This window comes from Planococcus donghaensis MPA1U2, assembly GCF_000189395.1.
GTDB lineage: Bacteria > Bacillota > Bacilli > Bacillales_A > Planococcaceae > Planococcus > Planococcus donghaensis_B.
Genome location: NZ_AEPB01000060.1, coordinates 1 through 12,777, shown reverse-complemented (window position 1 = coordinate 12,777; position 12,777 = coordinate 1). Strand labels below are relative to the sequence as shown.

The following is a 12,777-nucleotide window of genomic DNA, read 5'->3' as shown; positions in this document are numbered from 1 at the left end:
TCTAAAATGACTCCTGCTGCATTAAAAATTCTCGAAACCGCTTCTCAATTGTTTTATTTGAATGGCATTCATTCTACTGGTGTTGAAACTATTGCTAAAGAAGCTGGTGTGACTAAAAAAACATTGTATGATCGTTACGGCTCGAAAGAACAATTAGTCGTGGCATATTTAGAAAAGCGGGATCAACAGTGGCGAAAACATTTACATGAATATATAGACCTTATTCCAGAAGAACAACCATTAGATCGGATACTAACCATATTTGACGCAATTGAGAGTTGGTTAGAAACCAACTCTCCGCGGGGATGTGCTTTTATAAATGCTTTAGCTGAATTGAATGAGTCATCTCATCCCGGAAGAGCGGTAATTATCGAAGAGAAAAAATGGCTGAAGCAGTTGTTTTCTACATTATTGAAAAGATTAAACGTCACAAATCCGGAAGAAATTGGAGAACAACTGTTAGTGTTACATGAAGGATTGATGGTAACTTATTCGATGGGAATCTCGTCAAACGGAATTTCTGCTGTGAAAGAAACCGTTAAACTAATTATGGGGTCACATAAAAAGACCTGATCTTATCAGGAAGAATCGTTGCTGTTTTCCCAAAAATAACTAGTTAATTCCCATAACGTTAGGAAGAAAAGTATCTTCTTGTTATTTATTTTGTAGCTAAGACAAAAAAGTGTAAGAAGTAAACTCGAAGGCTTGCATTTCCCAGTCGGAAGCCACTATAATATGAAATATTGTATCGCTATAAAAAAGCAATTTATTCACATGGTCGTAGTTTTGATTAACTCTAAAAAAGTCCATTATGATAAATACACTTAAGGTGACGTGCAAATGCACGCCCTTTTTTTGTGGGATAAACAAAATAGAATGGTTAAGGCTTAGGCTTCCCATAGGATTGGAGTTTGATTATGAATAAATGGATGAGATTATTACTTATTTTTGTTTCTTCAATTGTACTTGGATTTGCAGCTAATATGTTTTTGCTGCCACATGAAATACTAGCGGGTGGCGTAACAGGTATCGCGATGATGCTCGGCTTAGTAACCCCGCTGAATGCTGGACTTTGGATGATTGTCTTGAATGTACCAATTCTTATCGTAGGATGGATGAAGCTTGGCAGGACCTTTATCGCCAACAGTTTGTTTTCTGTAGTGGTCACGTCCGTTTCCATGCTCTATATTCCTGTCGTTAAAATTACAGAAGATGCACTGCTTTCTTCCGTTTTTGGTGGTGTCATTTCAGGAATAGCAGTTGGCATCATTATTCGATATTATAGTTCGACAGGCGGATTTGACGTCATTGGTCTTTTATTGTCTATCAAACGAGATATTCCACTTGGCGCGCTTGTTTTTAGTTTAAACAGCGCAGTGGTCTTTGTATCCGGTTTTATCTTTTCATGGGAATTGGCAATGTATACGATGGCTTCCATCTACATCACTGGATTAGTTATTGACCGTATACACACACGTCATATCAAACTGAGCTTGATGGTTGTGACAAATCAAGGAGATGCCGTCAAAAAAGAATTGCTTGAAAACCTAGACAGAGGAATCACAGTAGTAGACGGCGAAGGCGCATATTCGGCGGCTAAAGTAAAAGTTCTTTATAGTGTCATCAGCCGTCACGAATTGGCATTTGTACGACCATTGATCAAAAAAGTTGATCCGCAAGCGTTCGTGAGCATTAGCGAAACGATGGAAGTCATGGGCAATTTCAGAAAAGACGGTAGTTTCATGAAAAGCCCAGTTTTGAAAAACGAAGCTGTTCAAGTAAATAACTAAATCTAAAACGACCGACGAAAAATAGTTATTTTTCGTCGGTCGTTTTTAAATTGGTATACATTATTACTCCTTTAAAATTCAAAACTTTTTTCAATTGAAATTTTTATGGACTTATTAAGTTTAAAGCTGAATATTAATGTAAATTAATAAAATAACCTGCGCAATACATGTTAATTGTTTAAAACGTAGAACCAATAATTGACTTTTTAGTCGGATTAAAAGATGTGTTAAAGTCACTTTGAATACTATTATAGACTGCCAAGCATCTATTTTTTGGAGGTTAATAATGAAGTATAAAGGGATTATTTTAGTCATATTGGCTGCTGGGTGCTGGGGCACTAGCGGAGTAATTGCCGATATTCTTATGAATAAAGGATGGAGTCCACTGGTAGCTTCGTTTTACCGAGGAACTATTGGCTTATTCTTTTTTATAATGTGGTATTTCCTTCGTTTCAAGAAAAATTGGAGTAGCTCTCCGCGATTATATATCTGGTCATCGCTTGCAGGTGTTGGGGTTGCGGGTAACATTACTTTTTATTTTCTGAGTATCCAAGCTTCCAGTATCGCTGTTGCAGCTACATTGATGTATACTGCACCTGTGTTTGTTTTGATCACTTCTTTCCTTCTGAAACTGGAACGTTCGAGTTGGTTCAAATGGGCTGCAATCTTCAGCGTCCTTCTTGGAATCATTCTACTTACAGGCGCTTATAATACAGATTCTATTTCTGTAAGTTTTCTAGGAATCGCAACAGGACTTGCTTCTGCAATTTCCTATGCTTTGTTTATTTTTGCATTTAAGCAAGCCGCTGCAATTGGTAAACCGCCACTCATCTTAACTATCGCATTTCTTCTGTTTTGTCTTATCTTGTTTTTAATAGCAGATAAGCAAGAGACGGTTGCCGTTGTGACTTCACCTGATCTAGGTTGGTTTGTCTTATTGGGTATTTTAGGCGCAGGGATTTCGTTTATTTTGTATTTGATTGGAATAAAATTGATTACTGCAGCAACCGCAGCGATGGTGGCAATGGTTGAACCGGTCACAGCTTCTTTGCTTGGGGTTTTATTTCTGGGAACTAATTTGACCGTTATTCAATTTATTGGGATGATCATCATCTTAACGACCGTTACTGTCCTTAGTGTAAAGCAGTCCGCTTGATTTTATTTTTATTCAATAGCCAGACTGTTGAAGACATTCAAAAAGAATAACAGCCCCTTTTCTCAACAAACGAGAAGGGGCTGTATGAATTGACTTGCTTTTTCAGTTTTTAGTTTTCAGCGCTTGGGTGATAAATCGTGTGAAATACGGTGTTCGCTTTTCTAATTCGTCGGTGGGATAGGTCCCGGCAAAATATTGGATGACCAATCCATCCACAATAGCGATTAGCAAGGAAGCCCCTTGCCCGTCTTGGATAACTGGATATTGCTTATCCATGTCCAATTCCTCCAGCTTTCCCTGTACTTTGTCGACCATTCGACTAAAAGAGCTGCTGAAGGTTTGTGCATTTATTTGTTCTTGCGAATACCGACTCATGACAGTTTTAATCCTGTCTAAATTCTGTTCGTTGTATGACCAGGAATCGTATAGAAATGTTTCCACAAACGCCTCTACAGTACTGGAGCTGTTATTGTCCACAGCGTCTAGATAATCTTGCTCCAGCTCTTTTAATGCCTTATCCATCTGATCTTTTGCTGCTGGTTTTCCGATAATCTTCGCCTCCTCAAAATTGCCAAATTATTTGGTTCTGTGGTTTATTACCCGGTTTGTATTCACCTAAACTCGGCGGGCTTTTGAAGTTTTTTAGTGTATTTTTCTAAAAACCCTTTTTCAAGAACCCACATTACTTGAAAATATATAAGGAACGCTACGCCCCAAGACCCCAATGTTTCAAAAATATTATACAAGTAAGCTTGCTTAGCACTCATTAGAAAGTAATAAGTTGTTCCAAAAAACAATCCTACAATAAAGTAAAGGGCTACCCCCATAAAATATTGATAGATATTAGTCTTTTCTTTATATTTTTGTCTGTATTTATCTATTCCCCAAGAGGAAGGAACACCTATTACCAAGTAGAACAATAAATAAACCCAAATAGTTGAAAGGAAATATACAACAATACCTAAATAATACACATCTGATTCTCGTTGATTTTGTGAAACATAATTTATTGCAGAAACAGCTAATGCTGCTATACTTGCGCTAACGATAACTGCTAGTATTCTTTTCAACAATCTTTCAACTCCTCATATAAGATAAGTTTTATCCCTTTATTTAATTTAAATCCAAAACGATTTTTTGATAGCCTATTCCTAACTCGTTCTTTAAACAACTGAGGATATTTCCATAAAAACATATAGGGAAATAGTTAACATATAATAAATATACTTAGGACATAGATTGATAGCTAGATAATTTCGGAAATAAAAAAAGCAGAAGCTCAAATAGGAGCTTCTGCTTTCTTCATAATCGATTTTGCATAAACTAGGAATAATATTAAAACCTATTCATCTATCATAAATACTCACGAAAAATAATTACCAAATCGATTCGGCCCATTCTGGATGATCGATAAATGGATTTCGGTTGCCTTGAATGTCTTCAATCTTTTCGTTGCGCTGCTGTTCCCAAGTGCTCACAGGATCTTGTGCATGCCACTCCAGCAAAATAGAAATCTTGCCGTGATAAGGCGTTGATCCATTATTCACCTGGTCGTTCAGTTCCAAGTCTACCGCATCATCTGACTCATAGCGCACTGCCATGTATAAAAGCATACGGGCAACGTCGCCTTTCACTTCATCTGGTGGCTCCCATGAATTAGCTGTGCGCAAGCAGCCATCGCAACCGCTCACTGCAGAGCCGCCATAATTAAAGTCTAAGTTGCCGCGCATTCCATTCACTTGCACATCCGTTGGGCGCAAATGGTGGATATCCGTTCCCGCTCCCATCGCTGTTCCAAAACTGCCGTGAGACTTTGCCCACGTATGTTCGCGATTCCAGTCACCAACATTCCCGCCACTCAACGATTTTGAACGCGACTCTCCTGTATATAATAACAAGACATTGTCCGAATTATTCGGGTCTTCGTCCGTTATTTTTAACGCGTCCCACACTTCTGAATAGCTAAGTTGTTGGTGGTCATCGATAATTTCATGAAGTTCCGATTTCAACGCTGCTCCTTGCAAACCAGCTGCAGTTTCATAATAAGCAGATGGAGCTGGAGGTGGTGTTTCCTCATTTCCATTCATCGTATGGCTTCCTAAGTACTCAAATGTATTCGTTGGATACGCAGTCCATTCAGTCGAAGGATCGAATGCATCATTTACGACGCTGTCGCCAACTTGTATATCTGGATTACGTACTAGCGTGACATCTTTCGCAAATACAGCGTTTGATCCCACTTGGCCAATCGAATCAATTGGTGTTCCGCCTTTTTCTAGTACTACTACATCATCACCGTTAAAATTGATCACGCTGTTGTTTTGTAAATCCCCTTTGCTTTGAATCGGCGCTTCTGCACTGCCATGATAAAGAACTACTGTATCACCGCTAGCAACCGTACCGGAAAGTGCCACCTCGCTTTGCGCGGATGTACTGCCGTTCGCATACAACGCTACCGAATAAGAACTCAAGTCGATTGAAGCACCTGTTCCGTTATAAATTTCGATTGCTTTATTCAAGCTGCTACCTTCTATGTATTCCGAAATAAACAGATCGCTTGCTGGAGCAGCTGCTTGCACCGTTGTTGGTGAACTCGGTACCCACAGCATTGCTACCATCCCTATCGATAATAACGCCTTTGTTGATTTTCCCCATAACCTTTTATCCATTGTCATGACGTCCTCCTTTTTTCTAGGTGTTTCTGTTTACCTACTAATACCTCTAGTCTTGTCCAAATAACTGTAAATTAATAACACTTAATTATTTTAATTTACAGTTTTTTCTTTCGTTCCACTAAACTTTAACGAATGCATCCTTTATCGTCAATGGTATTTAATAAATATTACATAAATTTAATAATATAAAGTTTGTCTATATTAGAAGATATAAAACATATCTCTCTACTAAAAACATTTTACTTAAAGGACATCCGTTTAAAGGATAATAAAGAATTGCTACTACGATTATGGCTTCATATCTCATCGAATGATGATTGCTTCTCGCTTACTAAGTACAATAATTGCTCAGTTATTCTTTTGTCTGAGGCAAGGCACATTGCTTGGGTCACGAAATTTATCGTGTAGATTAACAAATACAGTTATTGTTCAAAACAAAATTATCTCCATAACTATTGAAAGACTGGATGCAAGATTATATGCACCAAGTCTTCGTTTGTGACTCTGATTAACTCAATATATATTCTAAGTTTTCATGAATTTAGTCATTTCCATATTTCTGATCAATTCCTATTTCTTTTTCCATTCTTCTCGTTGCCCCGCTTGAAATTTCCCGTTGCTTTTGCCAAAAGAATCTGCAGCTGTCTTGCATCACCCATTGCAGCTGTAAGTTTTACAGATAGCTGTTCGGCATCTTTCCCTTTTAGCATTACTACTTGCTTGCCTTGGTAGCTGATCAGAATTGAGCCGTTTTTAGTCAGCAAATACGTAAATGGCTCCTCTTCTAAACGACCCCTTTGATCAATTTTGCTCATTTTCATCATCCTTTCAGCAACCTCCTGTATATAATTCACCATGGGTATTCCCACTTCCTTTAAATAAGAGGGTATTCAATCGCCCTTTTAAATGGTTTAATGTCTTCATCAGTATTGGAACTCAGAGCTAAGAGAGATTTGTAAAATAATGATTCTCACTAATAGCCTCTTGTCCTTAAGCTATATGTTGAAATTTATAACTCATTGTTTTTTCCTTCTTTAAAATAATGTAAAATTTCTCATCTTATTTAAAGTACAATGTAAATAATGAATACTTTCGATAAATCGCCCCCAAGATTTATCCTTAAACGGAAAGGAACAACTAGTATGTCGATTAGTCCAATTTGATCTATCCCCTCAGTAGAAATCATTTACGAATTGACTTCTTGGGGGAACTGAATAATGAAAATGAATCGGAATTTCAACTTATTACTGACAGGGCAATCGCTTGCCAATATCGGCGATGTTCTTTATATTGTCAGCATTATTTACATCATCTTTGAATTGACCGGATCAGCCACTGCGGCTGCTTTTGTGCCATTTACCATCACCAGTTCGATGTTCATTTCGAACTCCTTGACTCCTTTATTGATGCAGCGTTTCAACCTAAAATGGCTGCTTGCAGGGTCACAGATGGGTAAAACAATCTTGCTAACCGGACTGGCGTTCTTTCTGCCTCAACTTTCAATGGCTAATTTTTACGGACTTTTTTTGGTCATCAGCTTGGTCGCCTTACTGGATGGCTGCGCCAACCCAGTGACTCAATCGCTCATTCCAAATTATGTGAAAAGCGAGTGGCTACTGAAAGCGAATGGCATTACAGAAACTGTTACCCAGCTGATTCAGACCGCCATGTGGTTTGTTGGAAGCTCGTTATTGATTTGGCTCGCTGCGAATGAATTGGTTTGGTTAACAGCCGCCTTATTTTTGGTCTCAAGTTTACTCTTGAGTTTTTTAGATACGGTCGACTTTACACCATCAAGTAAGCACGGAAAGTGGAAGCAAATTAGCCAAGGCTGGAAAACCGTCTCTACTTCGCCTATACTCAAGCGAATTGTCTGGATGGATGTCCTGGAGACAATTGCTGGGACCGTGTGGATTGCCGCGATTCTCTATGTCTTTGTCAGTGATGCTTTATTCGCAGATGAAAAATGGTGGGGATTTATTAATGGCACCTTTTTCTTAGGGTTAATCGCTGGCAGCTTGTTCTGTCTACGGTTTTCAAACTGGATCGAACAGAAGCTCAGCCAATTTATATTTCTAGGTGCAATCTCCAGCAGCTTGGTCACCATCTTCTTTGGATTGACGAGCCTTCCGACGCTAGCGCTGTTGTTTTCCTTTTTGGTTGGGGTTGCTAGCCAAATTAAGAACATTCCACAACAGATGGTAGTTCAGACAAGTGTTCCAAAAGCTCAATTGCCAACCGTATTTACCACACTCGGCGCAATTGGAACCGGAACCTTCGGCATTTCTTCCCTTTTGATGGGTGTTCTAGCAGACGCTTTTGGCATTTGCGGGGTATTCATCTTGTCTGGAATTTTATTGAGCATCGTCAGCTTGATTGCTTACAAAAGCAGAATCTTACTATGGCGAACAGTATAAGCTTAAACGATAAAAAAGAGTGATTCGGAATACAGCCGAATCACTCTTTTTATTGATTTCCGATTTTCATGAATCTGTTTTCAAACTGCTTTTCGTTGTTTTCTGTTTTCTTTTATTAAGTTTGAAATCTGTAGTCCATCACTTGGACCTCCGCCTAAAAAGGAAGGATAAGTAAAAGGGATTAATGGAGTTATGAATAGAAAGAAACTAGCTCCTGCTATGTTAATAATAATATTTCCTGCTACACCTGAAATATATTGAGCTGTAACATATAGTGTTCCAAACTCTAATAAAGAAGCGAGTGGTCCACCTATTAAAATAATAAGTCTTTGTTTATATGTAATTGGCGGTAATTTCTCTATGTTCGAAGTACGGCAAAACGCTGAAAGGGCTATGGTTAGGTAGCAGGTAATTCTTCCGAGACTCAGTTTCAATTTTTTCTCTTTACTTGATGAACCAAAATAGATTTCCGCTTTAGCATGCTTATTCTGTGAAATCACTGCAATTGCATGTCCCATTTCATGTATCAAAATTGCCATATTGATAATGAGTAGAATGGCAATCACTTCAAGTAACATTGACAAAATATTCTCCTCCATTTACTATAATTTTTTAAATCCATTACAGATTAAAGTGACTATTCATCAATAATATCTCTTTCCCCCATTAAATAATTTAAATATTGTGTATTTATATTTTATCATCCATTATAAGGAAATTCAATGCTTTAAAAATGTAATGATAAAAACATAAATTCCCCTTGCTCTTCGAAACTTTCTACCTAGCAGGACGTTTATATAAACAACAGTAGAATTTTATAATCACTTAGGGCAAAAACTATGGGAAAAATCGCAATCATTAAGGGATTATGATGATAAAAACTAAAGGTCAACTAGACATCCCCTTTTCCTCATTTAGGAGTGTCAAACACTTAAATACAGTAGCAGTCAACCTTCTATTAAGTAGGCAATAGTGGCAATAAATTGATCAGATCTGCTAAATCCTCAATAACGAAATTTGCTTGGGCAAGTTCCTCTTCCTGCGCAAAATCAAACCGACAGCCAATAGCCGTTAAGTTATTTGTTTTTGCGGCATAAATATCCGATAACCGGTCACCAACGACAGTTCCGCTTTCAATCTCATATTTCTCAATAATTGTTCGAACCAATTCCCCTTTGTCCAAAGAAGGAACTTGCTGAATGCTAAATGTTTCGGTTACCCATTGGTCCAGCCGGTAGAATGCCACTATGGCAGCTAAATAGGCCGCTAAGCCATTGCTGGCAATATAAATGGCATTTCCTTCTCTTTTTAAGTGAGTAAATAGCTTTTCCACATTTGGATACAATGCTCCGTTTCCATTTTCAATGTTGTGAATCAACCGTTTTTGGAAGTACGCGTTGGCATCTTCCCGAATTTCAAGAGAGTGATTCGGCAACAACTCTTCCCAAACCTTTGGAAGTGGAACGCCCATAATTTCCCTGTATTTATTAATCGGTGTATCTGTATTCCATAGACTCAAGGTTTTCAACCAGTCAAATGTATCATTGAGTAATCGTTCCAAGATTTTATCAGTTTGAAAAAGCGTACCGTCCATATCAAAAATGAATGATCTCATCATGTCCTCCTTTAAGCCTCGTTTCACTAGGTAATACCTCTCTATTTCCTGCTTTTAATTTCGGGATTTTAGGGATTGGTACAGCTATTAGGCTAATAAACAAATAGTTCTTCCATTTCCTTCTTCAATTTGCTTCGCTCCTTCCTAATTTGCTTAGTATCCCCCTCACAACACAAAAAGAGAAAAAGCTGAATGTCACTTTTTCTCTTTTGATAAATTGAGATACGAATACCCTTATCACCTAAAAAATTACCTTCTGTGTTCGAAAATTTTAATCAAATAATCAATTCTAAGAGCAATGTAAATTAGCACCATTGCCGCAATAGCCTCCCAGATTCCCCCAAAAAAGAATCCTATGGCTGCGCCAAAAGCGATATAAATCATTAATTTCTTATCCACCCCAATAACCTCCGATTTTTCTAAATAATAATTTTGACATTCTCGAAAAACAAAACTCAATTTTGATATAAAACCTTATCAAACATTCTTGACTTATTTCTATATAAAAGCATTAATTAATTTTTCGCCAAATATGGTTATGCTTTTTTTAAAAGGATGTCCTAAATCATCACTTGATAAAGTGCAACTTCCTGATTTTTAGAAATGGAGAGAAAGTGGTTAGTTTCTGACGGACCTAGCCCTCTCAGAACGCCTTGAACGCTTCCTAAAAGCAATGGTTTCTGTGTGCCAATTTTCAATTGATACATCTTCTGATTGGAATTATAAGGATCAAAAAAGTAAGCATCTTTTCCTCTAATGCATAAAGCTTTGGCACCATGCAGTAATTCAGGCACCGGATAAGTGCGACTCGTTCGCTCTTGTGAGTTTATTTCAATCAGTGGAAAATCGGTATAAGGAAAGATCCATGCAGTCGTTCCTCTCCCTTTGCAAAGAGCATAACAGTCGGCTATTGCATTAGGATTCAATAAATCGGAATGGTATCGTATGAGGATGTTACCCGACATATCGAAAAGTACGAGTCCTTCGGTAGAGATTCCGCTACCAAAAACCCCTTCGTCAAAATAGCTGACCCAGATTCCTTCTTTTCCAACGACTATCTCTTCAAATGCCTCACCGCCATTAAAGGAATGAAGAAGTTGTCCAGAAAGGTCTACAATAAACATATTTTTTTTGTCGCTTTCATAGGTAGACACTAGAAAGTGATTGGCATCAATCCAACGAATCATCGACAAATTGTATGGTGTAAAGGTCACTATTATTTCTACGTCATTCAATAGAACGGAGGTTTTCTTATGCTTCCGAAGAATCACAGCCAACCCATATTTGTCTTTCCAGTCTGCGTCAACGATTTTCACTGAATCTTTTAGCTGTGGGGAAACTGTATACAAGACTTCTTTGATTAATGTTTGACTCAAAGCAATCCTCCTTTTTCACACCGAATAGTACTTTCTCTTTATTTCCTTAATATACCAATAGAAATATGTAAATGCTAGCTGATTTTACAAAGAAAACGGTGTATAAAGTAAATTTTTACAAATAAAAAAATTTCTATTTAAAAACGCATAAAAAAAGCGCAAGTTTTTTAGTAAACATGCGCTTTTCTATGCGTTAAATAAAATACATTTTTTCAATGATTTAGTGCTCTTCTGCAAATTAACTTTAGCTAATTGTAGGGAAACATTTGTGTCAATATGAGAACATTTTCTGTTTTTAATCTACATGTCTTTCCTAGTAGCAACTTGAGAATAAAGTGAGAATATCTCTTCATTATTCTGTTCCCAAGCTGGATCTCTTTGCAAAGGAATTGCGTAAGCCTTCTCTATATCCTTCGCAAGGGTGGCTAACATTATTTTTTTTCGACTTGCCGGATAAGTCCCCTGCATGATTACCTCATAGCGTTTTGTGAAATACTTTAACATCATTCTGCATTTCTCCCTAAAGTGACAAATTGGTTATGCTCTCTATCTCTGCTATATCTTTGCCTAGACTCACTACACACCAAAATATTATTTCTAAACACAAAAGTTAAAATCATCCGCAACTTAGCATTCTCTTGGCTTTGCTTAAAGTGTTCATAACGAAATGCGAGCTGCACTTTTCTAAATACAAGAGTCCATGCACACTTCCTTACATTTTTTCTTTATTTTAACTATACTCATCTGACTTAAAGATTGCTACTGATAATAGTCACTGTTTACCCATCCATTTATCTCTCTTTAGAAAGAGAGATTTAAACTTTTAACCCTCGTTTCTTCTAATAATGACTGAAATGTAAGAGTTTTTTATGATGTGGGATGATCCCCCTCAAAGACTTTGGTCAAAATTCTAGCTTTCATTTCAATAGAAATTGAATCCTCCTCTATCGAAGGAAGGTCTCCCATTATTTCATATAATTCTTGGCAAGTTGAACATACGACTAAGTGTTGTTCAAAAATCTCAGCATATTCCCTTTTCATCAGATGGGACCCATTGATGTACGACAATAAAAAATCACATTCCATAAATGAATCCCTCCTTTATGCTTTCGTGTTATGACCGTTATAAAACAGTTAGGTAATGTGATATGGGTACATTTTAAAACGCCAATTAAAATTCTATAAAAAAAGCTAGCCCTCAGGCTAGCTTCTGTCTGAAAACACATAATTATTGTTTACGTGTACGAACCGCTACTACGGTTGTCAATGTAGCTAACATCAAGCCTACAAGAACCCATAAGATTGGGAATGAGTTTTGGTCAGCCATGCCGCCCATGCCTGTTTTCGGCATTTCAGATGGCATTTCTGTTGCACTAAATTGATCTGGGAATTGATCCACGATTGCTGCAGACAAGCCTGCTGCTGGCATTTGCATATGTGCATACGCTTCGCGAATTGAGCTGTACGCTGCGTCAAAGTCGCCGGCTACGTATGAATCAAATGCGCCTAGTAATTGTCCAACGTGGGCTGTTAAGCCTTCTTCAAGTGCATCGGCTGGTACGCGTCCTTCAGTTGCTGCGTCTAAGAATGCTGCTTGGTCTAAGATATACTGATCAAGCTCAGCACGCGCTTGTTCTTGCCCTTCTTTGTTGCCTTCACCTGTTGCTGTTACGTAATCCACAAAGTAGCCAATGTGTGACTTCCATGTTTCTTCAAATTGTGCACCGGCTTCTTCACCGTATACTGAA

General features: G+C 37.8%; 14 protein-coding genes. 4 read left to right on the top strand and 10 right to left on the bottom strand.

Translation table 11 applies throughout. The features are described 5' to 3' along the window. From GPDM_RS15490 to GPDM_RS15480, 3 genes are all read left to right on the top strand, one after another. On the top strand, positions 1-573 hold a 573-nt coding region (locus GPDM_RS15490; protein WP_008432878.1), incomplete at its 5' end, for a TetR/AcrR family transcriptional regulator. Positions 574-917: 344 nt separating this feature from the next. Then, positions 918-1,790 carry a YitT family protein gene (locus GPDM_RS15485; protein WP_008432877.1) on the top strand — a complete coding sequence of 291 codons (873 nt, stop codon included), beginning with the start codon at positions 918-920 and terminating at the stop codon, positions 1,788-1,790. Between the two features lie 286 nt (positions 1,791-2,076). Further along, entirely contained in the window at positions 2,077-2,946 is an 870-nt protein-coding gene (locus GPDM_RS15480) for a DMT family transporter (RefSeq protein ID WP_008432876.1), read from the top strand. 102 nt (positions 2,947-3,048) lie between these two features. Here GPDM_RS15480 and GPDM_RS16655 read toward each other — a convergent pair whose 3' ends face one another. The 4 genes from GPDM_RS16655 to GPDM_RS15460 all read right to left on the bottom strand — a co-directional run bounded on the left by GPDM_RS16655 (position 3,049) and on the right by GPDM_RS15460 (position 6,436). Then, a complete protein-coding gene (locus GPDM_RS16655; protein ID WP_158004631.1) occupies positions 3,049-3,222 on the bottom strand; it encodes a hypothetical protein in 174 nt (57 codons plus the stop codon). Positions 3,223-3,557: 335 nt separating this feature from the next. Next, positions 3,558-4,019, bottom strand: a complete 462-nt coding sequence (locus tag GPDM_RS15470; RefSeq protein WP_039863511.1) for a hypothetical protein — start codon at positions 4,017-4,019, stop codon at positions 3,558-3,560. Positions 4,020-4,322: 303 nt separating this feature from the next. Continuing rightward, positions 4,323-5,615: an endonuclease gene (locus GPDM_RS15465; RefSeq protein ID WP_008432873.1), complete on the bottom strand. Its 1,293-nt coding sequence runs from the start codon at positions 5,613-5,615 to the stop codon at positions 4,323-4,325. Between the two features lie 569 nt (positions 5,616-6,184). Continuing rightward, on the bottom strand, positions 6,185-6,436 hold the full coding sequence (locus tag GPDM_RS15460) for a hypothetical protein (protein ID WP_039863513.1): 252 nt from the start codon (positions 6,434-6,436) through the stop codon (positions 6,185-6,187). A 402-nt stretch (positions 6,437-6,838) separates the two neighbouring features. Between GPDM_RS15460 and GPDM_RS15455 the strand changes: the two genes are divergently transcribed. After that, on the top strand, positions 6,839-8,038 hold the full coding sequence (locus GPDM_RS15455; RefSeq protein WP_008432870.1) for an MFS transporter: 1,200 nt from the start codon (positions 6,839-6,841) through the stop codon (positions 8,036-8,038). Between the two features lie 80 nt (positions 8,039-8,118). Here the strand turns inward: GPDM_RS15455 and GPDM_RS15450 are convergent, their stop codons facing one another. The 6 genes from GPDM_RS15450 to GPDM_RS15425 form a co-directional block, all read right to left on the bottom strand. After that, on the bottom strand, positions 8,119-8,616 hold the full coding sequence (locus GPDM_RS15450) for a site-2 protease family protein (RefSeq protein ID WP_008432868.1): 498 nt from the start codon (positions 8,614-8,616) through the stop codon (positions 8,119-8,121). Between the two features lie 380 nt (positions 8,617-8,996). Further along, on the bottom strand, positions 8,997-9,656 hold the full coding sequence (locus GPDM_RS15445; protein ID WP_039863508.1) for an HAD family hydrolase: 660 nt from the start codon (positions 9,654-9,656) through the stop codon (positions 8,997-8,999). A 246-nt stretch (positions 9,657-9,902) separates the two neighbouring features. Beyond that, positions 9,903-10,052, bottom strand: a complete 150-nt coding sequence (locus tag GPDM_RS16650; protein ID WP_008432864.1) for a hypothetical protein — start codon at positions 10,050-10,052, stop codon at positions 9,903-9,905. Between the two features lie 161 nt (positions 10,053-10,213). Then, positions 10,214-11,029, bottom strand: coding sequence for a hypothetical protein (locus tag GPDM_RS15440; RefSeq protein WP_008432862.1), 816 nt, complete (start codon positions 11,027-11,029; stop codon positions 10,214-10,216). A 300-nt stretch (positions 11,030-11,329) separates the two neighbouring features. Next, positions 11,330-11,536 (bottom strand): hypothetical protein, encoded by a 207-nt coding sequence (locus GPDM_RS15435; RefSeq protein ID WP_008432860.1) that lies wholly within the window; start codon positions 11,534-11,536, stop codon positions 11,330-11,332. Between the two features lie 721 nt (positions 11,537-12,257). Next, on the bottom strand, positions 12,258-12,777 hold a 520-nt coding region (locus GPDM_RS15425), incomplete at its 5' end, for a hypothetical protein (protein ID WP_008432857.1).